The organism is Pseudomonas cavernae, assembly GCF_003595175.1.
Classification (GTDB): Bacteria; Pseudomonadota; Gammaproteobacteria; order Pseudomonadales; family Pseudomonadaceae; genus Aquipseudomonas; species Aquipseudomonas cavernae.
Genome location: NZ_CP032419.1, coordinates 1415692 through 1438833 on the forward strand (window position 1 = coordinate 1415692; position 23142 = coordinate 1438833).

The window sequence follows — 23142 nt, forward strand, 5'->3', positions numbered from 1 at the left end:
CCGATCGACCAGTGAATGTGTTCGAGCGCCCTATAGAGGGACGTTTTGAGCCGGCCGGGTGGGCCGCGTAAGTGGTCATCCCCTTTGCCAAGGCGTGGTCACATCGAATGCAAATGACTGGTCAGTGGCAATGCAAGCCGGTGGTCAAGCGAGGCACAATTTCGCAACCAGGGCATCGCAGCCTCTGGAGGCCGGCTTCTTCGGCGAAACCGGCACGATTGGCTTGTGGCGGGGGATGTACGGCTGGGCGTAGGTAGGTCGGGCCTGATTGCCTCAGGCCCGCTGCAGGCGGATCACAGCATGGGGTCGGGGTCTTGCACCAGGACGCACTTCCTGCCGTTTTCGTCTTCGTAGTAATCGAACACCTGGTACATGACGACATGTCCGCCGCCCGGCATCGCCGCCACATAATCGCCGACTTCGGCGGCGAAGAAGCCCTTGGACGCCGGGGCCGCCTCGCACTCGATGAACGCCTCGATGAACAGCTCGGGGTCGAGATCGCCGAAGAATTCTTCCCGATCCTTGGCGTCCCAGTCCTGGGGGGCCTGGAACTGGCCGACGAACAGCAGTTTCGCATCGCCCATTTCCTCGTGATCCGCTTCGGGGTCCTGTTCGTCCGGGCGATAGACCGTGCAGTCGCGGGCGTCGGCGTGGCTCAGGATGGCTGTGCGTGCGGCGCTGCGCTTGGCCGGGTCGATTTCCGCTTGGGTGGGCTCTTCCTGCGGGGTGACTTTGTCGTTGCGGTTGTTCATTGCATTCTCGGCGATGGCTGGCGTGCGGTTGGCCAATAGTAGCGGTTGCAGCGCCGGGCCGGGCGAGCAAGCGCCGATCGTCCTGGTGCAGGCTTACGCTCGATCGCCAAGCGGCGAGCCATGTAGCCAGGCAGCAGGGCGACGGAAGGTGGCAGCGAGCCTGGGTGGCGCGTCTAGGCTCAACATTCCATCTTGGGACTCGCTACCTGCAGGAGGACTGTATGCAAAAGATGATTGTGACTCTCGTCTTACCGGCTGCCCTATTGGTATTGCTCAGCAGTTTCGCCAGCCAGGCCCAGTCCGCGGACATGACCTTCTTCGTCACCAGCCAGGGCCTGGGCAAGGGCGCCGATCTGGGCGGTCTGGCCGGCGCCGACCAGCATTGCCAGGCGCTGGCCTCGGCCGTCGGCGCGGGCCAGCACACCTGGCGCGCTTACCTCAGCAGCAGTGCCAGTGGTGGCGCGGCGGCGGTCAATGCGCGCGATCGCATCGGCCCGGGGCCCTGGCAAAATGCCAAGGGCGTGGTCATCGCCCGCGATGTCGCGCAACTGCACGGCGACAACCAGCTGCGCAAGGACACCGCCCTGGACGAGCACGGGGCGGCGGTCAAGGGCCGCGGCGATACGCCGAACATGCACGACATCCTCACCGGCTCGCAGGCGGACGGCACCGCGTTCGCCGGTAGCGATGACCATACCTGCCGCAACTGGACCAGCGGCGCCGACGGGGCGGCCCAGGTCGGCCATCACGACCGCATAGGGCTGCGTGACGATGCGCCGGCCCGCTCGTGGAACTCCTCGCACCCTTCGCGGGGCTGCAGCGCTGAAGCTTTGGCCGGCTCGGGTGGGGCGGGGCTGCTGTACTGCTTTGCCGCCGACTGACGGGCGAGGCCGCCACGGCTAGCAACGTGCAGGCGGGCCAGGCCGGGTAGAGCGGTCGGGCTCGCCGTATTTATAAGTACCGCGGATCAGTGCAGACATCCCGGCGCAACCCGGTGCGCGGGCCAAGCGCGGCTTAGAACCTGTCTCGGATCTGCTGCGCGTCGGCGACACTGCGTTAAAAACAACCTCGGAAAGCGGCTTGCCGCTAACGCGCTTCAGCGCGACCCAAAGGGCGAGTGCAACGAGTCATGCTTATTTACAGCTCGTAAACTCCGCTTCCTCAGCTATTTTGACCAGCCTTCGGCTGTTACTGCGTTGCGCCTTGTCTCGCTCTAGCTCGCGAGATCCGAGACAAGCTCTTAGAGCGCGCCGAAGACCTTCTTCGCCAAGCTGGTGGCGGCGCCGGCCGGGTTCTGGCGCAGGCTCGCTTCCTGTTCGGCGATCATCTTGAACAGGCCGTCCAGCGCCTCTTCGGTGACGTAGCTTTCGATGCTGGCGGTCTTGGCGTTGCCGACGCCGAAGCTCGCCGCCTGGCCGGCGAAGGCGTTGTACTGCTGGGCCAGGCCGACCTTGGCGGTGGCCTGCTTGACGATCGGCAGGAACTTGGCGCGCAGCTGTTCGCGGCTGCTCTGGTTCAGGTACTGGGTGGCGGCGTCGTCGGGGCCGCTGAGGATGCCCTTGGCGTCCTCCACGGTCATCTTCTTCACCGCCTCCACCAGCAGCGCCTGGGCTTGCGGCACGGCGGCCTCGGCGGCCTGGTTCATGCTGCTTTCCAGCTGCTCGACCTGGGCGCCCATGCCCATCAGCTTCATGGTCTTGGCCGCCTTGCCGAGGTTGCCCGGCAGTTCGATGCGTACCTCGGGGTTGTTGCTGAAGCCGCCGGGCTTGCCGAGCTGTTGCACGGCGACCTTGGCACCCTGGGTCAGGGCGTCCTTCAGGCCGCCGCTGGCGTCGCTCTGGCTGAGATCGGCGAGCGACAGGGCGAAGGTGTTGGCGGATAGGCTGAGGCCAACGAGCAGGGCGACGCGGGCAAGAGTGGTTTTCATCGGGAGTGTCCGTTCTCGGGGGAAGGGCGGCAGAGCCGGTTCAGAGTCTGTGCAATATCTTGCGTAGCCCGGATTGCATCCGGGCTACCAGTGTTGACTGGCAAGGCTGATTAGACCGGCACAGCCTCTTCGTCGCTACGTTCCAGCGCCACCTGGCGGATCGACAGGCGAATCTCCGCCGGCAGCACGCGCTTGGCGGCGCCTTCGGCCAGTTCGCTGAGCAGCGGGTGGTAGCTGAGCTTGCCGGCTTCGTCCTGGCGCAGCACTCCCTCGTCCAGCAGGGTCTGGATGAAGTGGCGGAACAGCGTCTTGTCGAAGAATTCCGGGGCGTTGAGGCCATGCAGGATCGACAGGCGCTGGGCCATCACCGTGGAGAGGTCCTCCAGTTCCTCGGCGCTGATGGCATTCTGCCCGGCGTTGAGCAGCAGGGCGGTGGCCATGTAGAAGCGCTGCAAGGTCTGCACGATGGCGCGCGAGAGCAGGGTCAGCAGGACGAACTGCCGTGAGCTCGGTGCCGGGCGCACGTAGACGTCCGCCTCGACCTTCAGCAGGCCCTGCTCGACCAGCGCCACCAGCCATTGATCGACCACCGCATCCAGCTCGTCCAGCGACCAGCGGATGAACAGCTCGGACTGCAGGTAGGGGTAGAGCGCGCGGGTGAAGCGCAGGATCTGTTCGCGGCTGATCCGCGCGCTGCTCTGGAAGAAGCTGGCGAGCAGCGCCGGCAGGGCGAAGATGTGCAGCACGTTGTTGCGGTAGTAGGTCATCAGGACGGCGTTCTGCTCGTCCAGATAGAAGATCTTGCCGAGGGCGTCCTTCTGCTCGGAGACCAGCTGCATGCCTTTGACGTACTCGATCAGCGCCTGGCCGTCGCCTTCCGGCAAGGTCGTGTGCGGCGAGTAGGGCACCTGGCGCAGCAGGCTCTGGTAGAGGTCGAGCACGCGCACCAGGGCGCGTTCGTCGAGCGCCAGCTTGCCGGTGGACAGCAGCGCCAGGGCCACCAGGTTGACCGGGTTGACCGCCGCCGCCTCGTTGAGGCGCTGGGCCACGCGCTCGGCCAGGCGGTTGGTGGTGTCGTTCAGCCAGTCCGGGCGGAACTGCGGGCCGAGTTCCTGCTGGCGCCAGCCGGGCTGCTGCTGGTCGAGGAATTCGCCCAGGCGGATCGGCTCGCCGAAGTTCACCGCGACCTGGCCGAAGCGCTGCTTGAACGCGCCGAGCACCTTGAACAGGTCGAAGATCGACTCCTTCTTCTTGGTCGCGCCGCGCAGCTCGCCGAGATAGGTGCGGCCCTCCAAGACCCGCTCGTAGCCGATGTACACCGGCACGAACACCACCGGCAAGCGATGCGAGCGCAGGAAGCTGCGCAGGGTGATGGCCAGCATGCCGGTCTTCGGCTGCAGGGTGCGGCCGGTGCGCGAGCGCCCGCCCTCGACGAAGTACTCGACCGGAAAGCCCTTGCTGAACAGGGTGTGCAGGTATTCGTTGAACACCGCGGTGTACAGCGGGTTGCCCTTGAAGGTGCGGCGCATGAAGAAGGCCCCGCCGCGGCGCAGCAGGCTGCCGATCAGCGGCATGTTGAGGTTGATGCCGGCGGCGATGTGCGGCGGCGTCAGGCCGTTGCGCAGCAGCAGGTAGGACAGCAGCAGGTAATCCATGTGGCTGCGGTGGCAGGGCACATAGATCACCTCGTGGCCCTGGGCGATGTGCTGCACGCCTTCGAGGTTGTTGAGCTTGATGCCGTCGTAGAGCTTGTTCCAGAACCAGGACAGCAGCACTTCGAGGCCGCGCACCACGGTGTAGGCGTAGTCCGAGGCCATCTCGTTGCCGTAGCGCAGCGCCTGGGCCTCGGCCTTCTCGACGGAAATCTTCTCGCGCTCGACCTCGTCGTTGATCGCCTGGCGCACCAGCGGCGCGTGGATCAGGCCCTTGACCAGGTTGCGCCGGTGCGACAGGTCGGGGCCGATCACCGCGGTCTTCTGGTTGCGGAAATGCACGCGCAGGATGCGGTTGACCATGCGCAGGGTGCGCTCCTGGCCCTTGCCCTGTTCGACCAGCTCGCGCAGGTGGATAGGCGCGGCGAACTGCACGCGGGTCTTGCGCCCGAGGATGAGGATGTTGAGCAGCCGGCGCAGGCGCCCGGTGACCGCCCAGCTGTCGGCGAACAGCAGTTTCCACGGGCTGGTCTCGCGGTCCGGCGACTGACCCCAGAACACGCTGACCGGCACGATCTGCGCATCCTCGGCGGCGTACTGGCCGATGGCGTTGACCAGGCGCACCAGCGTCGGCGAGGCGCCGCGCTTGTCCTGGCGGCCGAACCAGTCGGCCTCGCGGTTGAGGTAGAAGAACGCCGCTGGCTCCTGCAGGCCGCCGACCGCCACCGGCAGCACCGGCCGTGGCAGCCCGCTCTTGCTGCATTCGTGATCCAGCACTGCCAGGTCGCTGAGCGACGGCTGCTGCAGCACATAGAGCACTGGCTTGCTGCGGTCGAGCTTGAGGCTGAAGGCGGACTGGGCGATGGTTTCCGAGCGCACCCAGAGGTACAGCAGGCGGCGCAGGGTGCCAAACACGAGGCGGTGGAACGGCGAGCGGGTCATTACGGAATCTACTGCTGATTGTGGAACGAGCGTGCGCTCGGGCCGGCTAGTGTGCCGGATTAGCGCAGGCGCAGCAAAAGCCCGGGCGGGCGGTTAGTCGGATGTGCCCGAGATTGGCGGCCGTGTAGGGGATCGCTGGCTATCCTTTCAGTTCGGGGTTTGCCACGCAGGCAGCACCGTGGCAACCAAGGCTTTGCAGCCAGTGGAGGTAGGTATGAAGAGCTTTTCCGGAGTCTGCCTGGTGGCGGCCTTGCTCGCCGCCAGCGTCCAGGCGCAGACGGTGGTGCCCACCCAGGGGCAGAGTTCCCAGCAGGTGCAGCAGGACATGAGCGATTGCCAGAACATCGCGGCGAGTTCGGCCAGTAGCGCGTCGAGCACCAGCAGCGCGCACGTCGGTGGGCGCGTGCGGGGCGCGGCGGCGGGGGCGGCGGCCGGCGCGGTAGGGGCCGAGGTGCGCGGACGGCAACATGACGAGGTGTATGACCGGGTCGACGACGATGTGAAGCGCGATTACCGGCAGAACCGCGCCGAGCAAACCGCCGCCGCCGGTGCGGTGGTCGGCGGCATGCACCAGCGCCAGGAGCGCCGCCAGGATCGCCGCACTCAGCAGCAGACGGCCAGTTCGGCCAGTGCGACGGCCTATACCAGTTGCCTGCAGGGGCGTGGTTATCAGGTCACGCCCTGAGCGGCACGTGACGTTCGTCCCGGGCCGCAACGGCCCGGGGCAACGTCTTACAGGCTTTCTGACCGTCTGAATTTCCAGCTTTCATCTGCAACTTCCGGAAACTTCGGCTGTCTTGCATTGCCATGGTGGCACTCCTTATAGTCCGCCGGCATTTTCAAGACCCATCTCGCTGTGCTCGTGGGTGGCGAGAGGGGTTTTTCATCGTGATGGTGAGAGACCATGATCGAAATAAAAAATCTAACGAAACGATTCGCGCAGCATATTGCGGTGGACAACCTGTCCTTCCGTGTTCAAGAGGGGGAAGTGCTGGGTTTCCTGGGGCCGAACGGCGCCGGTAAATCCACCACCATGAAGATGCTCACCGGTTTTCTGGCGCCGACCTCCGGCACCGCGAGCATCCTCGGTTTCGATATCCAGACCCAGACCATCAAGGCCCAGCGGCAGATCGGCTACCTGCCGGAAGGCGCGCCCTGCTATGGCGACATGACGGTGCGCGGCTTCCTCGAATTCATCGCCGAAATCCGTGGTTTCCGCGGCGCCGAGAAGCGCCGGCGGGTGACGCTGGCGGTCGAGCAGGTGGAGCTGGAACAGGTTCTCGAGCAGTCCATCGAGACCCTGTCCAAGGGCTTCAAGCGCCGCGTTGGCCTGGCCCAGGCGATCCTCCATGATCCCAAGGTGCTGATCCTCGACGAGCCCACCGACGGCCTCGACCCCAACCAGAAGCATCAGGTGCGCGGGCTGATCCAGAGCCTGGCCAAAGACAAGATCGTGATCATCTCCACCCACATCCTCGAGGAAGTGACGGCGGTGTGCAGCCGTGCGGTGGTGATCGCCCACGGCAAGCTGCTCGCCGACGGCACGCCGTTCGAGCTGGAAAGCCGCTCGCGCTACCACCAGGCGGTGACCCTGGTCGGCGCCGAGGCGCTGGATCAGGCCGCGCTCGGCGCGCTGCCGGGCGTCGCCGGGGTCGAAATCAACGCACTGGAAAACAGCCTGACGGTGCTGGCGCAGCCCGGCCAGGTGATCTTCCCGCAGGTCAATGCGCTGCTGGCCCAGCGCGGCTGGGCGGTGAAGGAGTTGAACGTGGAGCGCGGCCGTCTCGATGAAGTGTTCCGCAGCCTGACCCGGGGGGAGATGGTATGAAGCAGTTGCCGGTAGTCTTCAAGCGCGAGCTGGCGAGCTATTTCGCCACGCCGCTGGCCTACGTGTTCATCCTGATCTTCCTGGTGCTGTCCGGGGTGTTCACCTTCTACCTCGGCGGTTTCTTCGAGAGCGGCCAGGCCGATCTGGCGCCGTTCCTCAACTTCCACCCCTGGCTGTACCTGTTCCTGATCCCGGCCATCGCCATGCGCCTGTGGGCCGAGGAGCGCAAGTCCGGCTCCATCGAGCTGCTGATGACCCTGCCGATCACCCGTACCGAAGCGGTGCTGGGCAAGTTCCTCGCCGCCTGGGTGTTCGCCGGTCTGGCGCTGCTGCTGACCTTCCCGATGATCATCACCGTCAACTACCTGGGCGAGCCGGACAACGGCGCGATCGTCACCGGCTACATCGGCAGCTGGCTGCTGGCCGGCGCCTACCTGGCGATCGGCTCGTGCATGTCGGCGCTGGCGAAGAACCAGGTGATCGCCTTCATCCTCGCGGTGAGCATGTGCTTCCTGTTCATCGTCAGCGGCTTCCCCATGGTGCTCGACAGCTTCAGCTGGGCGCCGCAGTGGCTGGTGGATGCGGTGGCGTCGCTGAGCTTCCTGACCCGCTTCGACGCGATCAGCAAGGGCGTGATCGACCTGCGCGACCTGCTGTTTTTCGTCAGCCTGATCGCCGCCTGGCTGACCGCTACCGCCGTAGTGGTCGACCTGAAGAAAGCCGACTGAGGATGCCCGCATGAAGAAGTTGATGTTTTCCAGCGTCGGGCTGCTGCTGATCGCCCTGGCGTTTCTCGCGTTCAATATGTTCTCCAGCCTGGCGCTCACCGATACGCGCCTGGACCTGACTGAACAGAAGCTCTACACCATCTCCGCCGGCACCCAGAAGATCCTTGGCGAGCTGGACGAGCCGATCAACCTGTACTTCTTCTACTCCGACAAGGCCACCAAGGACGTGGTGCAGCTGCGCAACTACGCCCGCCGCGTCGAGGAGATGCTCAAGGCCTACGAGCGCGAGGCCGACGGCAAGCTCAAGCTGCACATCGTCGATCCCGAGCCGTTTTCCGAGGATGAGGACCGCGCCGCCCAGTTCGGCCTGCAGGCGGTGCCGCTGAACCAGAGCGGCGACCAGGTGTATTTCGGCCTGGCCGGCACCAACAGCGTCGATGACACCCAGGTGATCCCGTTCTTCCCCCTCGATCACGAGGAGTTCCTTGAGTACGACATCAGCCGTCTGGTGCAGAGCCTGGCCAAGCCGGAGCTGCCGGTGGTCGGCGTGCTCTCGACCCTGCCGCTGAATGGCGGCTTCGACATGGCCAGCCAGCAACCCACCTCGCCGTGGATGGTGATGGAGGATCTGCGCCAGCAGTTCAAGGTGGAAAGCCTCAAGCCGGGCCTCGATCGCATTCCCGAGACGGTTTCGGTGCTGCTGCTGGTGCATCCGAAGAACCTGCCGCAACCGACCCTGTACGCCATCGACCAGTTCGTCCTGCGCGGCGGCAAGCTGCTGGTGTTCGTCGACCCCTACAGCGAGGCCGATCACAGCATGCCGATGCCGGGCGAGATGGGTGGCGCCGATAAGGCCTCCGACCTCGACCCGCTATTTAAGGCCTGGGGCCTGCGTATGGTGCCGGACAAGGTGCTCGGTGACGGCTCCTACGCCATGGCCGTGAGCATGGGCCAGGGCCAGCGCGCGGTGCGCCATGCCGCCTGGCTCAATCTGCCGAAGAATGCCATCGATCAGAGCGATGTCAGCACCGCCGGCCTGGAGAACATCACCGTGGCCACCGCCGGCATCCTCGAGCCGGTGGAAGGGGCGAAGACCCATTTCACCCCGCTGATCCACAGCTCGCAGTACGCCATGCCGTTCGACGCCCAGCGCTTCGCCATGCTGCAGAACCCGGAAAGCCTGATCCGCGAGCTGCAGCCGACCGGTGAGCGTTACGCCGTCGCCGCGCGCATCAGCGGCCCGGCGCAGAGCGCCTTCCCCAACGGCATCGAAGGGCAGAAGGACGGGCTCAAGGAGGCGGCCAGCATCAACGTCATCGCCGTCGCCGACACCGACATGCTCACCGACCGCATGTGGGTGCAGGTGCAGGAGATGTTCGGCCAGCGCGTGCCCCAGCCATGGGCCGACAACGGCAGCTTCGCGATCAACGCGCTGGACAACCTGGCCGGCTCCGATGCGCTGATCAGCGTGCGTTCGCGCGGCCGCTTCAGCCGTCCGTTCACCGTGGTCGAAGCGATCCAGCGCGATGCCGAGGTGCAGTTCCGCGAGAAGGAAGAGGCCCTGCAGACCCAGCTCAACGCCACCGAGCAGAAGCTCGCCGCCCTGCAGCAGAAGCAGGACCCGAGCAAGGTGCTGGAGCTGACCCCGGAACAGCAGGCCACCGTGCAGCAGTTCATCCAGGAGCGGGTCAAGCTGCGCAAGGAACTGCGCGAGGTGCGCTACCAGCTCAACGCCAACATCGAGGCGCTGGGGCGGACCCTGAAACTGGCCAACATCGTGCTGGTACCGGCGCTGCTGACCCTGGGCGTCCTGGCCCTGGGCCTGTGGCGCCGCCGCCGGCACGCCTGAGGGAGGGCGCGAGATGGGACGCAAGTCGCTGTTGTTGCTGGCGCTGCTGATCCTCGGCTTGGGCGGCGCGTACTTCTGGCTGCAAAAGCCGGCATCGGTCGCAGTCAGCCGCGTGCCGTTGCTGCCGTCCTTGCAGGGCCGGCTGGCCGAGGTCAGCGCCGTCGAGGTCGACAGCCCGGAGCAGACGCCGGTGCGTCTAGAGCGCCGTGAGCAGACCTGGGTGGTGCCGGCCAAGGCCGGTTATCCGGCCTCGGTCGGCGCGGTGAATACCCTGTTGCGGGCCCTGGGCGAGGCGCAGAAGGCCGAAGCCAAGACCAGCAATCCGCAACTGCATGAGCGGCTCGGCTTGGCGGAAAGAGGCGAGCAGCGCGCCACGCGCATCAATCTCGAACTGCCGGGCGCGCCGCCGCTGGCGCTGCTGGTCGGCAAGCCGGCGCAGCAGGGCAGTGGTCAGCTGGTGCGGCTGGTCGGCGACAACCAGGTGTGGCTGATCGACAAGCCGATCAACCTGCCGGTCGAGGAGCTGCAGTGGCTGGATCGGCGGGTCGCGGCGATTCCCTTCGCCAGCGTCAAACGCCTGGAAGTGCGCTATGCAGATGGCCAGCGCCTGACCCTGCTGCGCGCCGAGGCCGACGAGCCGAACTTCCGGCTCGCGCAACTGCCGGCCGGCAAGCCGCTGCCCTACGAAGCGGCGGCCAACGGCATGGTCAACCTGTTCGGTCGCCTGGACTTCGCCGACGCCGCGCCGCTGACGCAGGTGCAGTTCAAGGCGCCGGCGCTGCTCAATTTCGTCCTGGAGAGTTTTGCTGACGGCCAGGTGCAGGGTGCCGTCTACGTCCAGGGCGAGCAGTACTGGCTGACCCTGAAAGAGCGGCGCAACTTCAGCGCCGAGGAACTCCCGGGCAAGGCCGATTGGGCGTATCGGATCGAGCCGGGGCAGTATCAGGCGCTGGCCAAAACGCTCAAGGACGTGCTCGCGAAAAAGTGAGGAAATGCCCTGCAAGGCGCGCAGTGCGGGCCTTGCAGGCTTTATGGAAAAAGTACTTTTCAGCTTTTGCGCTTGCTTTATACTCGGCTGGCGGTGGCATTTAAGAGCGTTATGCAATTGTCTGCTTTGCGGCGGCAGCTGCGCGTTGTTACTGACCCGTCGATACCTCGTCAGAGGCAATAATAAAATGCGAGTTGGAGAGAGTTGGAATGGCTGATCGTGAGATTGGGACCGTCAAATGGTTCAATGATGCCAAGGGCTATGGCTTCATTCAGCGCGAAAGTGGCGCGGATGTATTCGTTCACTACCGCGCCATCCGTGGTGAGGGTCACCGCTCCCTGAACGAGGGCGAGCGCGTTGAGTTCTCCGTGATCGATGGTCAGAAAGGCCCGCAGGCTGAAGACGTTTCCCGGACTTAACCGTCCGGAACAACAAAAGGCCCGTCAGTGACGGGCCTTTTGTTTTTCTACGGTTCGTAGGGGCATCGGGCTACGAGTTGTAGGTTGGTGTGGAGCGCAGCGATACCCAACAAGCGGTCGCTCCGGGAGCGAAAGATGGGTATCGCTGCGCTCGACCCATCCTACGGGTTACTCAGTTCAGCTGGTGCGCCAGACGATCTCTTCCTCGCCATCGGCGCTGACCCGGATCCAGCGGTCGGCGGTTTCGTCGCTTTCATCCTCTTGCCAGCTGCCAGGCGCGCAGCGGACTTCCACGCCGAGGGCGGCGAAGGCTGCGCGGGCGCAGGCCAGATCGTCCGGCCAGGGCGTGTGCGGGCTGTCCAGATAGAGGCTGTGCCACTTGCCGACCGCCTTCGGCAGCCATGTTAGGGGAATCACCCCGGCGGCGCTGTCGACGTCGCACTTGTAGGTCTGGCCCTTCTGTCGCCATTCGGAACAAGGGCCGAGCGCCTGGCTCAGCCAGCCGGTGATGGCGTGGTGGTCGGCGTCCTTGAGGTAGATCTCGATATCCGGTTGGCGCATCGCAGGGTTCCTGTCGCCGAAGGCAAATTAGTTGAGTTGAAACCAATCGTAGCGCACCGCCACGGTGACCTCTAACGGCTGCTCGATCACCGCCGCGCGGCGTTCGGCACTGGCGCGCCAGCCATGCGGGGTCATCGCCAGCAGGTCGGCGCGCGCTTCGGGGCTGCTCAGCGCGAGGCTGAAGCTGAGCGTCTCGCTGTGGGCCAGGCGCATGTCGGCGGGGATCAGACTCAGGTGCTTCTCGTCGTCGTAGGCGCGCACCTCGTCGTACAGACGGGCGCGCAGTTCGATCAGGTGCTCGCGAGTCGGGCCGACGCGCAGCAGGCCGCCGCCGGCGCTGAGCAGGCGCCGGGCCTCGCTCCAGTCCAGCGGGCTGAACACGCTGGCGAGTACCTGGCAGCTGGCATCGGCCAGCGGGATGCGCGCCATGCTCGCCACCAACCAGCTCAGTTGCGGCGCACGCTTGCAGGCGCGTTTGACCGCCTCGCGGGAGATGTCCAGGGCATAGCCGTCGGCCTGGGGCAGTGCCTCGGCGATCTGCGCGGTGTAGTAGCCCTCGCCGCAGCCGATATCCAGCCAGGCGGCGGGCTTCCGCTCGGCGGCCAGTTCGGCCAGGCGCTTGGCGATCGGCGCGTAGTGGCCGGCTTCGAGAAAGCGTCGGCGTGCTTCGACCATGGCCTGATTGTCGCCCGGGTCGCGGCTGTTCTTGTGCTGCACCGGCAACAGATTCAGGTAACCCTGGCGCGCACGGTCGAAGCGATGCCCGGCCGCGCAGGCCACGCCGTTGTCCGCCGCGACCAGGGCGGCGGCGCACAGCGGACAGATCAGCCGGTTCACGCCAGCAGCCGCTCGAGGGTTTGCTGGTAGATATCGGTCAGCACGTCCAGATCGCTGGCGAGGATGCGCTCATCGACCTGATGGATGGTGGCGTTCACCGGCCCCAGTTCGACCACCTGGGTGCCCAGGGTGGCGATGAAGCGGCCATCCGAGGTGCCACCGCTGGTCGATGGCTGAGTCTCACGACCGGTCACCGCCTTGATGCTGGCGGCCACCGCGTCGAGCAACTCGCCGGGTTCGGTGAGGAACGGCAGGCCGGACAGCGCCCAGTCGAGGTGATAGTCCAGGCCGTGCTTGTCGAATATGGCGGCGACCCGCTGCTGCAGGCCTTCCACCGTGGATTCGGTGGAGAAGCGGAAGTTGAACACCGCCGTCAGCTCGCCGGGAATCACGTTGGTGGCGCCGGTGCCGGCGTTCAGGTTGGAGATCTGGAAGCTGGTCGGCGGGAAGAAGGCATTGCCGTCGTCCCAATGCACGGCGGCCAGTTCGGTCAGCGCCGGGGCAACCAGGTGGATGGGGTTCTTCGCCAGGTGCGGATAGGCCACGTGGCCCTGCACGCCGCGCACCTTCAGGGTGCAGCCGAGGGAGCCGCGGCGGCCGTTCTTCACCACGTCGCCGACTAGGCTGGTGCTCGAGGGTTCGCCGACGATGCACCAGTCCAGCCGCTCGCCGCGTGCACGCAGGCGCTCGACCACGGCTTTGGTGCCGTGCTGGGCCGGGCCTTCCTCGTCGCTGGTGATCAGGAAGGCGATGGCGCCCTTGTGCTGCGGATGGATGGCGACGAAGCGCTCGACCGCCACCAGCATCGCCGCCAGGCTGCCCTTCATGTCCGCTGCGCCGCGGCCGCAGAGCATGCCCTGGTCGTCGATCAGCGCCTCGAACGGCTGGTGCTGCCAGGCTTCGCGCGGACCGGTGGGGACCACGTCGGTGTGCCCGGCGAAGCACAGCACCGGACCGTCGCCGCCGCGGATGGCCCAGAAGTTCTCCACCTCTTCGATGCGCATCGGCTCGATACGGAAGCCGAGCGCGGCCAGGCGGCGCATCATCAGCTCCTGGCAGCCCTCGTCAACCGGGGTGACCGAGGGGCGGCGGATCAGGTCGCAGGCAAGCTCCAGGGTGGGGGAGAGGGTGGGGGAGAGGGCAGGCATTGCGGCTCCGGAACGGCAGATGGCGGAAAGGCCGCCATCTTAAAGCAAAACGGCGGCCATTAGGCCGCCGCTTCACGCTACACCGGAGGCGATCAGACTGCCGCCACTTCGTTTTCCACGGCCTGTTCGGCCGGTTTCGGCAGAGACGACAGCATGGCCATGATCAGCGCCGCCAGGTAGGGCAGCGACTGCACCAGCAGCATGGTCACCCAGAACTTCACGTCGGCGCTGGGCAGGCCCTGGACCACGCCGATGCCGGCCGCCGCGCCCCACAGCAGGAGCATGATGAACACCTCTTCACGCGCTTCGGCGAGCGCCACCAGGATGCCGTGGTTGGAGGCCATCTTCGGCGTGCGGAAGAACGGGATGGTCTTGGTGAAGGTGCCGTACAACACCGCCTTGGCGATGGTGTGCGACAGCGCCAGACCGGCGATCGCCGCCTGGAACGAACGCTTCAGGTCGACGCCTACCGCGCGCTGGTAGAGGAACATGATCTTGCCGAACTTGAAGAAGAACAGCGCCAGCGGCGGGATGGCGAAGATCATCAGCGGCGGGTCGACCCGTTGCGGCACGATGATCATCGCCGCCGACCACAGCAGTGCGCCGATGGTGAAGAAGATGTTCAAGCCGTCGGCGATCCACGGCAGCCAACCGGCGATGAAGTGGTAGCGCTGGCCGGACTTGAGCTCGCAGTCCTTGCCGAGGAACAGGCTGCGCGCGTGGCCCTTCATGATCTGGATGGCGCCGTAGGCCCAGCGGAAGCGCTGCTTCTTGTAGTCGATGAAGGTGTCCGGCATCAGGCCCTTGCCGAAGCTGTCGTAGGCGTAGGCGGCGGCATAGCCCTTCTCGAACACGCGCAGACCCAGCTCAGCATCCTCGCAGATGGTCCAGTCGGCCCACTGCAGTTCGTCCATCACGCTGCGACGGATCATGGTCATGGTGCCGTGCTGGATGATCGCGTTGCGGTCGTTGCGGGTGACCATGCCGATATGGAAGAAGCCCTTGTATTCGGCATAGCAGAGCTTCTTGAAGGTGCTCTCGTTGCCGTCGCGGTAGTCCTGCGGCGACTGCACCACGGCGATCTTCGGATCGGCGAAGTGCGGGACCATGTGCTTGAGCCAGTTGCGGTCGACGCAGTAGTCGGAGTCGATCACCGCGATCACTTCGGCATCCGCCGCGGTGTGCGGCAGGATGTAGTTCAGCGCGCCGCCCTTGAAGCCGGCCAGCGGCGCGACATGGAAGAACTTGAAGCGCGGGCCGAGCTGCGCGCAGTAGTCGCGCACCGGTTCCCAGACGGCCGGGTCCTTGGTGTTGTTGTCGATGATCAGGACTTCGAAATCCGGATAGTCGAGGTTGGCCAGGGCGTCGAGGGTCTGTTTGACCATCTCCGGCGGCTCGTTGTAGCAGGGCACGTGCACCGAAACCTTGGGCCGGTAGGCGCTATCGGTCAGCACCGGACTGAACGGCCGGCGGCGCGTGCGCGTCCACACGGTCTCCGCCAGTTCGTGGGCTTCGGTGAGCAGGACGATGAACACGCCGAGGGCGCCGACGCCGAGCAGCAGGCCGACGGTCAGGCTGAACCAGGTGCTGTATTGCTGGCTGTAGTCGTAGCCGATCCACACCAGCACCGAACCGCCGGCGAAGGCGACGAAGGTCAGGAAGGTGCGGCCGCGCTGACGCAGGGCGCTGCCGTCGATCAGCATCAGAGTCAGCGCCAGCAGGGCGAGAACTACCGAGCCGATGGCCAGCACCCGCCATTGCGGGATCGCCACCACCGGGCCTTCGAAATTGAATTTCGCCTGGCGCTCGGCGTTGTAGACGCCCCAGTAGGCGCCGACCGAGCCTTCTTCGCTGGCCTTCCACGGCTGGTCGAAGGCCTCGATGACGAAATAGTTGTAGCCCTTGGAGTTCAGCGCGTGCACCAGGGTGCGCAGGTAGATGGCCTGATCCGCCTGGGTGGCGTCGGCGCCGCCGCGCATGCGGCCGTTGCTCGGCCAGCCCACTTCGGAGAGCAGCAGCGGTTTTTTCGGGAACAGCTTCTTCAGATCCTTGGCGCGTTCGAGGACGAAATCGGTGGAGTCCTCCATCGGCACGAACTCCCAGTAGGGCAGCACGTGGGCGGCGATCAGGTCGACGTGCTTGGCCAGCTCGGGGTGTTCCTGCCAGATGTGCCACTGTTCGGAGGTGGTGACCGGCACCTTGACGGCCGCGCGCACGCGGTCGAGGTAGGCGATCAGCTTGTCGGCGGTGATTTCGCGGCGGAACAGCGCCTCGTTGCCGACCACCACGCGCACGACGCTGCGCGAGGAATTGGCGATCTCGATGGCCTGGGCGATCTCGCGCTCGTTGCGCTCAATGTCCGGGCTGATCCACACCCCGAGGGTCACGCGTAGGCCGAACTCTTCGGCCAGGCGCGGGATATCGGCGAGGGTGCCCTCGACCGAATAGGTACGGATGTTGTCGGTCTGCTTGCTGAGCAGCTCCAGATCTGCGCGGATTTGCGCGTCGTTCGGGTATTGGTTCTTCTGCGGGTTCTGATCCAGACGGAACGGCGAGAAGGAGAAGCCGGAGATCTGCTCGGGCCAGTCGGGCGCGCTGACCGGCCGGTTGATGAGGGCCCAGAAACCGGTGAACAGCGCGGCAACTGCCACGAAGACCACGAGATTGAGTCCGAATTTACGCGATGACATAGAAGTTTCAGGTTCCGATGCGTGGAACAGGGAGAGATGGCGCCAGCAGCAGGCTGGTCGGCGCGCATGCTACTCCGGCCTCTGGCGCCTGTACAGATTCCGCCGGGTGCCTGCAGGCTTTGTCCCTCCTGGCTTGCAGAAGTTCGTCGGCGGACCGTGCGGGCTTGCGCTGGCGCAGTTCATCAGCTCCGTTCAGAGCGCCTTTAGCAGTATGCGCTCGCAGCCCTCCAGGTCGAGGTCGGCATGCTCGCCGAGAGCGGTCAGGCCGTGGCGTTGCAGTTGGGCGAGGATCTGTGGGATCGCTCCGGCATCCAGGCCGTGTTCGCCGAGGCGGGTGGGCACGCCCAGGCGCTGGAAGAAGTCGCGGGTGGCGTTGATCGCGGCGTCGATGCGCGCCTCGGATTTGCCGAGGTTGAAGTCCCAGACCCGTTCGGCATATTGCAGCAGCTTGGCCTGCTTGACCGCGCGGCGCTCGTTGAGCAGGGCCGGGAGGATCACCGCCAAGGTCTGGGCATGGTCGATATGGTAGAGCGCCGTCAGTTCGTGACCGATCAGGTGGGTGCTCCAGTCGTGCGGCACGCCGCAGCCGAGCACGCCGTTCATCGCCTGGTTAGCGCAGAGCATCAGGTTGGCGCGCACCGCATAGTTGCACGGGGTGACCAGGGCTTTCGGGCCCTCCTCGATCAGGGTGCGCAGCAGGCCCTCGGCGTAGCGATCCTGCAGCGGCGCGCCGGCCGGATAGGTGAGGTACTGCTCGAGAGTGTGGACGAAGGCCTCGACCACGCCGTTGCTGATCTGCCGGGGTGGCAGGCTGAAGGTGCTGCGCGGGTCGAGGATGGCGAAGCGCGGGTACAGCAGGGGGCTGGCGAATGGCAGCTTCTCCTGGCGCCCGGCGTGGCTGACCACGCCTTTGCCGTTGCTCTCCGAGCCGGTGGCCGCCAGGGTCAGCACGCAGCCCAGCGGCATGGCCGCACTGATCGGCGTGCCGGTCAGCAATTCGAGCGGGTCGCCCGGGTGGCAGAGGGCAGCGGCGATGAACTTGCTGCCGTCGATCACCGAACCGCCGCCGACGGCGAGGATGAAGTCGCAGGCGGCGGCCCTGGCTTGCTCCAGGCCGCGGATCAGAGTGGCGAATTGCGGGTTGGCCTCGATGCCGGCGAAGCGGCTGGTGTGATGGCCGCTGAGGGCGTCTTCCACCTGCTGCCAGACGCCGTTCTGGAAGATGCTGCCGCCGCCGAGGGTGATCAGCACCCGGCTGCTGGGCGGGATTTCCTCGCTCAACCGGGCGATCTGCCCGGCGCCGAAGTGCAGGCGGGTGGGGTTGTAGAAGGTGAAGTTGCGCATGGCCACCTCCGCTGCGGTCGCCTCGCAGGTCAACAGTCGGTTTGCCTGACTTCAGACTATAGCGCTGCACCGGCCTGGGGCGGGGCCGGCGACAGGGTGTCTCGTCGCCCGGCGGTGTAGGCTTTTATAATGCGCGCCCGCTTTTCAGCCAGTGAGCCTAAGTCATGCAGATCGACGAGCAGCGTTTTGGCGGTATCGCCCGGCTATATGGCCGCGACGGCCTTGAGCGCCTGGCGGCCGCGCATGTCGCCGTGGTCGGCATCGGCGGGGTCGGCTCCTGGGCGGCCGAGGCGCTGGCGCGTTCCGGGGTCGGCGAGATCTCGCTGTTCGACCTCGACGATGTGTGCATCACCAACACCAACCGCCAGGTGCATGCCCTCGACGGTGCGGTTGGCCAGGCCAAGGTCGAGGCCATGGCCACGCGCCTGCGCGCCATCAATCCGGCCTGCGTGGTGCACGCGGTGGCCGACTTCGTCACCCGCGAGACCATGGCCGAGTACATCATCGAGCAGTTCGACGCGGTGATCGACTGCATCGACAGCGTGGCGGCCAAGGCCGCGCTGATCGCCTGGTGCAAGCGACGCAAGATCCAGATCGTCACCACCGGTGGCGCCGGCGGGCAAATCGACCCGACCCAGATCCAGATCGCCGACCTCAACAAGACTTTCAATGACCCGCTGGCCGCCAAGGTGCGCTCGACCCTGCGCCGCGACTACGGCTTCTCGCGTACGCCGGGGCGCACCTACAGCGTGCCCTGCGTGTTTTCCACCGAGCAGCTGCGCTACCCGAAGCCGGACGGCACGGTGTGTCAGACCAAGGGCTTCGTCGGTGAAGGGGTGAAACTCGACTGCGCCGGCGGTTTCGGCGCGGTGATGATGGTCACCGCCAGCTTCGGCATGGCCGCGGCGGCCAAGACCGTGGACAAGCTGGTGGCCGGCGCGCGGCGGCCGGCGGAGCGCAAGGCCGCCCCAGGTTCTTAATCCAGCCTACAGGGCGCGCAGGGTCAGCTCGCGCATGCGCTGCAGTACCGCGTTGAGGCCGTTGCTGCGCGAGGGCGACAGCTGACGGGCCAGGCCGAGCCGGGCGAACCAGTCGGCCAGATCGACTGCCGCCAAGTCCTGCGCGGACAGCCCTTCGACCCGCGCCAGCAGCAGCGCCAGCAGGCCGCGCAGCAGCCGGGCATCGCTGGCGGCGCGGAACTGCCAGCGGCCGTCCTGCACCTTGGCGACCAACCAGACCTGGCTTTCGCAGCCCTGCACGCGGTTGGCGTCGCAACGTTCGGCCTCGCTCAGCGGTTGCAAGCGCTCCCCCCACTGCATCAGCAGGCGCGCGCGCTGTTCCCAGGCACCGGCCGTGGCGAAGGCGGCGAGCGCCTCGCTGGCACTGGCGGGCAGGCTCATCGCAGCAGTTCCAGGGCTTGGTCGAGCGCGCTGAAGAAACGTTCGAGGTCGCTCGAGTCGTTGTACAGGCCCAGTGACACGCGAATCGCACCGCTCAGGCCGAGACTTTTCAGCAATGGCATGGCGCAATGATGGCCGGCGCGCACGGCGATCCCCTGTTCGCTGAGTAGATGCGCCAGATCGGCGCTGTGCACGCCCTCGACGCTGAAGCTGGCCAGCGCCACCTGCGGTTCGCCGAGCAAGCGAATGCCGTCCCGTGCCGCCAGGCCCGCGAGCAGCTTGGCGTGCAGCGCCGCCTCATGGCCGGCGATGGCCGCCGGATCGAGGCTGGCGAGGTAGTCCAGCGCCGCGCCCAGGCCGATCACCGCGGCGATCGCCGGCGTCCCCGCTTCGAAACCGAGCGGTGCGGGGCGGAAGGTGGCGCCGTGGTAGTCGGCGACCTGCACCATCTCGCCGCCGAACTGCCAATGCTGCAGGCGCTGCAGGGCCTCGTCGCGGCCATAGAGCACGCCGACGCCGTCCGGGCCGTAGAGCTTATGGCTGGAAAATACGTAGAAGTCGCAGCCCAGTGCCGGCACGTCGTGGCGGCCATGCACCGCGCCCTGGGCGCCGTCCACCAGGGTCAGGGCACCGCGTGCCTTGGCCAGGGCCAGCAGTTCGGGCAGCGGCTGCCAGCGGCCGAGCACGTTGGACAGCTGGCTGACCGCCAGCAGGCGGCAGCGCGGGCCGATCAGCTGCGCCGCCTGGTCGAGGTCGATGCTGCCGTCGGCGCTCAGCGGCAGAATCAGCAGTTCCAGCCCGCGCCGCTGCGCCAGTTGTTGCCAGGGCAGCAGGTTGGCGTGGTGTTCGAGGGCGCTGACGACGATCTGCTCGCCGGGGTGAAACTGCGTTTCCAGGCCATAGGCCAGCAGGTTGATCGCCTCGGTGGTGCCGCGGGTGAACAGGATCTGCGCCGGCGAGGCGGCGTTCAGCCACTGCGCGACCTTGCTGCGGGTCGCCTCGAAGGCCCGGGTGGCGCGTTCGCCGGGCAGGTGCTGGGCGCGATGAACGTTGGCCGCGCCGCTGACGTAGTAGCCGAGCAGGGCATCGAGCACCGCTTGCGGCTTCTGGCTGGTGGCGGCGCTGTCGAGGTAGGTCTGGCCTTCGGCTTCGAGGGCCGCGAGGGCCGGGAAATCGGTGCGCCAGGGGGAGGGTAGGGACATGGCGATTGGCTTCTAACGCGTTCCAGAAGAGTCTGGCAAAGGTTGAGCTGAAAGCGTAGCGGGCACAGGCCAGACTAGATGTCTGGCCTGTGCCGCAGACTCAAACCAATCTATTAGTTGTGCGCGTGCAGCGCCTCGTTCAGCTCGATGGCGGTCTTGTTGGTCTTGCATTCGACCGCGCCGTTCTGCGAGTTGCGGCGGAACAGCAGGTCGGCTTGACCGGCCAGGTCGCGGGCCTTGACCACTTTCACCAACTGGTTCTGCTCGTCGAGCAGCGCCACCTTGGTGCCGGCGGTGATGTACAGGCCGGCTTCGACGATGTTGCGGTCGCCGAGCGGGATGCCGATGCCGGCATTGGCGCCGATCAGGCAGCCTTCGCCGACCGAGATGACGATGTTGCCGCCGCCGGACAGGGTACCCATGGTCGAGCAGCCGCCGCCGAGGTCCGAGCCCTTGCCGACGAACACGCCGGCGGACACGCGGCCTTCGATCATGCCCGGGCCTTCGGTGCCGGCGTTGAAGTTGACGAAGCCCTCGTGCATCACCGTGGTGCCTTCACCGATGTAGGCACCCAGACGCACGCGGGCGCTGTCGGCCAGGCGCACGCCGCTCGGCACCACGTAGTCGGTCATTTTCGGGAACTTGTCCACCGAGAAGACTTCCAGCAGCTCGCCCTTCAGGCGTGCTTCCAGCTGGCGCTCGGCCAGTTCGCTGAGGTCGATGGCGCCCTGGCTGGTCCAGGCCACGTTCGGCAGCAGCGGGAAGATGCCGGTGAGGTTCTGCCCGTGCGGCTTGACCAGGCGGTGGGAGAGCAGGTGCAGCTTGAGGTAGGCCTCGGGAGTGGAGGTCGGCGCGGCGTCCTCGGCCAGCAGGGTGACGACCAGTGGCCGCTGACTCTCGGCCAGGCGGGTGAGCAGCGCGGCCTGGGCGGCGTCGACGCCTTTCAGCGCATCGGCCAGCTCGGCGGCCTGGGTGGTGCTGATGGCGATGGCCTGATTGCCGCCGCTGTAGTTGAGCTTGGCGGCCACCTTGGCCACTAGGTCGGCAGCCGGGTTGAGCAGCGGCTGGGCATAGAAGACTTCCAGCCAGTTGCCCTGGCGGTTCTGGGTGCCGACCCCGAAGGCCAGGCTATAGAGAGTGTTGGGCATGGTCATTCCTCGTGCTTAAAGGGAGATAAGGCTGCGCGGCGGCCGAGCGACAGGCTCGGTCAGGCGGCGCAGCCGTGGGTTAGCTGAGTGCGGCCGCGTATTGTTCCGGCTTGAAACCGACCAGGGTGCGCCCGTCGAGAGCGAGCACTGGACGCTTGATCATCGATGGTTGGGCGAGCATCAGTTCGATGGCCTTACCCTGGTCGAGATCGGCCTTCTGCGCGTCATCCAGCTTGCGAAAGGTGGTGCCGGCGCGGTTCAGCACGGTCTGCCAGCCATGCTCGGCGCACCATTTCTCCAGGCTGGCGCGGTCGATGGCGGAGGCCTTGTAGTCGTGGAAGCTGTAGCTCACGCCCTGCTCGTCGAGCCAGGTGCGGGCCTTCTTCATGGTGTCGCAAGCCTTGATGCCGTAGAGGGTGATGCTCATGGTCAGAGTCCCTGGAGGTAGTGGCGGATGCGTTGGGCGGCCTCCACGCACTCGGCCAGCGGCGCGACCAGGGCCATGCGCACACGGCCGGCGCCGGGGTTGAAGCCCTCGACTTCGCGCGACAGGTAGGAGCCCGGCACCACGGTGACGTGCTCGCGGGCGAACAGCTCGCGGGTGAAGGTCTGGTCGTCCACCGGGGTTTGCGCCCACAGGTAGAAGCCGCCATCCGGACGCTGCACATCCATCACCGGGGCGAGGATATCCAGCACCGCGTCGAACTTCTCGCGGTACAGCGCGCGGTTGGCGCGCACGTGCACTTCATCGTTCCAGGCGGCGACGCTGGCCAACTGGGTCTGTATCGGCATGGCGCAGCCGTGATAGGTGCGGTAGAGCAGGAAGGCCTTGAGGATCTCGGCGTCGCCGGCGACGAAGCCGGAGCGCAGGCCCGGCAGGTTGGAGCGCTTGGACAGGCTGTGGAACACCACGCAGCGTTTGAAGTCGCTGCGGCCGAGGGCGGCGCAGGCGCTGAGCAGGCCGGCTGGCGGGTTCTGTTCGTCGAAGTACAGCTCGCTGTAGCACTCGTCGGCGGCGATGACGAAGTCGTACTGGTCGGCCAGGGCGATCAGCTTCTTCAGGGTTTCCAGCGGAATCAGCGCGCCGGTGGGGTTGCCCGGCGAACAGAGGAACAGGATCTGTGTGCGCTGCCAGGTCTCGGCGCTGACCGCGTCGAAGTCCGGGTTGAAGCCGTTCTCCGCCAGGCATGGCAGATAATGCGGCTCGGCGCCGGCGAGCAGGGCCGCGCCTTCGTAGATTTGGTAGAAGGGGTTGGGGCTGACCACCAGGCCCGGTTCTTGTGAAGAGTCAGCACGCTTGACCACTGTCTGGGTGAAGGCGAACAGCGCCTCGCGGGTGCCGTTGACCGGCAACACATGGCGGGCGGCGTCCAGCCAGCCGGCCGGCACGCCGAAGCGCCGCTCGCACCACTGGGCGATGGCCTCGCGCAGGGCGGGGATGCCGAGGGTGGTCGGGTACACCGCCAGTTGCTCGAGGTTGGCGCTCAGCGCTTCGGCGACGAAGCTCGGCGAACGGTGCTTGGGTTCGCCGATGGACAGGGCGATCGGGTTCTTGTCCGCCGGCGGCTGGGCGCCGGCGAGCAGGGCGCGGAGTTTCTCAAAAGGGTAAGGCTGCAACTGGTTCAGGGCGTTGTTCATGCGTGTCGGACGTCAATCAATGCGGCGCAGCGCGCCGCCGGTGGAACAAGTCTGGTGCAGCACGGCGGGCGGCCGCGCTGCACCCCAAG

The 23142-nt window shown here is 66.3% G+C and carries 21 protein-coding genes; 8 read left to right on the top strand and 13 right to left on the bottom strand.

The features are described from left to right. Window positions 1-293: 293 nt before the first annotated feature. On the bottom strand, window positions 294-752 hold the full coding sequence (locus D3880_RS06520; RefSeq protein ID WP_119892678.1) for a hypothetical protein: 459 nt from the start codon (window positions 750-752) through the stop codon (window positions 294-296). 221 nt (window positions 753-973) lie between these two features. Between D3880_RS06520 and D3880_RS06525 the strand changes: the two genes are divergently transcribed. After that, on the top strand, window positions 974-1633 hold the full coding sequence (locus D3880_RS06525; protein ID WP_119892679.1) for a hypothetical protein: 660 nt from the start codon (window positions 974-976) through the stop codon (window positions 1631-1633). A 359-nt stretch (window positions 1634-1992) separates the two neighbouring features. Here the strand turns inward: D3880_RS06525 and D3880_RS06530 are convergent, their stop codons facing one another. Together D3880_RS06530 and plsB are read right to left on the bottom strand one after the other, a co-directional pair. Continuing rightward, window positions 1993-2679, bottom strand: a complete 687-nt coding sequence (locus D3880_RS06530; RefSeq protein WP_119892680.1) for a DUF4197 domain-containing protein — start codon at window positions 2677-2679, stop codon at window positions 1993-1995. Between the two features lie 110 nt (window positions 2680-2789). Next, window positions 2790-5273 carry a glycerol-3-phosphate 1-O-acyltransferase PlsB gene (plsB, locus tag D3880_RS06535; RefSeq protein ID WP_119892681.1) on the bottom strand — a complete coding sequence of 828 codons (2484 nt, stop codon included), beginning with the start codon at window positions 5271-5273 and terminating at the stop codon, window positions 2790-2792. Window positions 5274-5487: 214 nt separating this feature from the next. On the opposite strand from plsB, the gene D3880_RS06540 reads away from it, so the two are divergent. The 6 genes from D3880_RS06540 (at window position 5488) to D3880_RS06565 (ending at window position 11085) form a co-directional block, all read left to right on the top strand. Next, window positions 5488-5958, top strand: coding sequence for a YMGG-like glycine zipper-containing protein (locus D3880_RS06540; protein ID WP_119892682.1), 471 nt, complete (start codon window positions 5488-5490; stop codon window positions 5956-5958). Window positions 5959-6177: 219 nt separating this feature from the next. Beyond that, window positions 6178-7101 (top strand): ABC transporter ATP-binding protein, encoded by a 924-nt coding sequence (locus tag D3880_RS06545; protein WP_119892683.1) that lies wholly within the window; start codon window positions 6178-6180, stop codon window positions 7099-7101. After that, complete coding sequence (locus D3880_RS06550) at window positions 7098-7829, top strand: ABC transporter permease subunit (RefSeq protein ID WP_119892684.1); 732 nt, start codon at window positions 7098-7100, stop codon at window positions 7827-7829. The genes D3880_RS06545 and D3880_RS06550 overlap by 4 nt, the downstream gene beginning before the upstream one ends. Window positions 7830-7839: 10 nt before the next feature. Then, window positions 7840-9678, top strand: a complete 1839-nt coding sequence (locus D3880_RS06555; RefSeq protein ID WP_119892685.1) for a Gldg family protein — start codon at window positions 7840-7842, stop codon at window positions 9676-9678. 13 nt (window positions 9679-9691) lie between these two features. After that, window positions 9692-10666 carry a DUF4340 domain-containing protein gene (locus tag D3880_RS06560; protein ID WP_119892686.1) on the top strand — a complete coding sequence of 325 codons (975 nt, stop codon included), beginning with the start codon at window positions 9692-9694 and terminating at the stop codon, window positions 10664-10666. A gap of 209 nt (window positions 10667-10875) precedes the next feature. Continuing rightward, entirely contained in the window at window positions 10876-11085 is a 210-nt protein-coding gene (locus D3880_RS06565) for a cold shock domain-containing protein (protein ID WP_119892687.1), read from the top strand. A gap of 177 nt (window positions 11086-11262) precedes the next feature. On the opposite strand, the gene D3880_RS06570 is transcribed toward D3880_RS06565, so the two are convergent. From D3880_RS06570 to D3880_RS06590, 5 genes are all read right to left on the bottom strand, one after another. Then, complete coding sequence (locus D3880_RS06570) at window positions 11263-11646, bottom strand: hypothetical protein (RefSeq protein ID WP_119892688.1); 384 nt, start codon at window positions 11644-11646, stop codon at window positions 11263-11265. 27 nt (window positions 11647-11673) lie between these two features. Continuing rightward, the gene (locus D3880_RS06575) at window positions 11674-12474 is read right to left on the bottom strand and encodes a putative RNA methyltransferase (protein ID WP_119895680.1); all 801 of its coding nucleotides are present in this window, start codon (window positions 12472-12474) and stop codon (window positions 11674-11676) included. Between the two features lie 5 nt (window positions 12475-12479). Continuing rightward, on the bottom strand, window positions 12480-13631 hold the full coding sequence (dapE, locus tag D3880_RS06580; RefSeq protein ID WP_119892689.1) for a succinyl-diaminopimelate desuccinylase: 1152 nt from the start codon (window positions 13629-13631) through the stop codon (window positions 12480-12482). A 92-nt stretch (window positions 13632-13723) separates the two neighbouring features. Continuing rightward, window positions 13724-16321: a glycosyltransferase gene (locus tag D3880_RS06585; protein WP_119892690.1), complete on the bottom strand. Its 2598-nt coding sequence runs from the start codon at window positions 16319-16321 to the stop codon at window positions 13724-13726. A gap of 192 nt (window positions 16322-16513) precedes the next feature. Beyond that, a complete protein-coding gene (locus D3880_RS06590; protein ID WP_119892691.1) occupies window positions 16514-17665 on the bottom strand; it encodes an iron-containing alcohol dehydrogenase in 1152 nt (383 codons plus the stop codon). A gap of 164 nt (window positions 17666-17829) precedes the next feature. Between D3880_RS06590 and tcdA the strand changes: the two genes are divergently transcribed. After that, window positions 17830-18645 carry a tRNA cyclic N6-threonylcarbamoyladenosine(37) synthase TcdA gene (tcdA, locus tag D3880_RS06595; RefSeq protein ID WP_119892692.1) on the top strand — a complete coding sequence of 272 codons (816 nt, stop codon included), beginning with the start codon at window positions 17830-17832 and terminating at the stop codon, window positions 18643-18645. A gap of 6 nt (window positions 18646-18651) precedes the next feature. On the opposite strand, the gene D3880_RS06600 is transcribed toward tcdA, so the two are convergent. The 5 genes from D3880_RS06600 to dapC all read right to left on the bottom strand — a co-directional run bounded on the left by D3880_RS06600 (window position 18652) and on the right by dapC (window position 23053). Continuing rightward, window positions 18652-19065, bottom strand: coding sequence for a SufE family protein (locus D3880_RS06600; RefSeq protein WP_119892693.1), 414 nt, complete (start codon window positions 19063-19065; stop codon window positions 18652-18654). After that, window positions 19062-20267 (bottom strand): aminotransferase class V-fold PLP-dependent enzyme, encoded by a 1206-nt coding sequence (locus D3880_RS06605; protein WP_119892694.1) that lies wholly within the window; start codon window positions 20265-20267, stop codon window positions 19062-19064. The genes D3880_RS06600 and D3880_RS06605 overlap by 4 nt, the downstream gene beginning before the upstream one ends. A 113-nt stretch (window positions 20268-20380) precedes the next feature. Further along, window positions 20381-21415: a 2,3,4,5-tetrahydropyridine-2,6-dicarboxylate N-succinyltransferase gene (dapD, locus tag D3880_RS06610; protein ID WP_119892695.1), complete on the bottom strand. Its 1035-nt coding sequence runs from the start codon at window positions 21413-21415 to the stop codon at window positions 20381-20383. A 79-nt stretch (window positions 21416-21494) separates the two neighbouring features. Next, window positions 21495-21842 carry an ArsC family reductase gene (locus tag D3880_RS06615; RefSeq protein WP_119892696.1) on the bottom strand — a complete coding sequence of 116 codons (348 nt, stop codon included), beginning with the start codon at window positions 21840-21842 and terminating at the stop codon, window positions 21495-21497. Window positions 21843-21844: 2 nt separating this feature from the next. Further along, the gene (gene dapC, locus D3880_RS06620) at window positions 21845-23053 is read right to left on the bottom strand and encodes a succinyldiaminopimelate transaminase (protein ID WP_119892697.1); all 1209 of its coding nucleotides are present in this window, start codon (window positions 23051-23053) and stop codon (window positions 21845-21847) included. Between the last annotated feature and the right edge of the window lie 89 nt (window positions 23054-23142).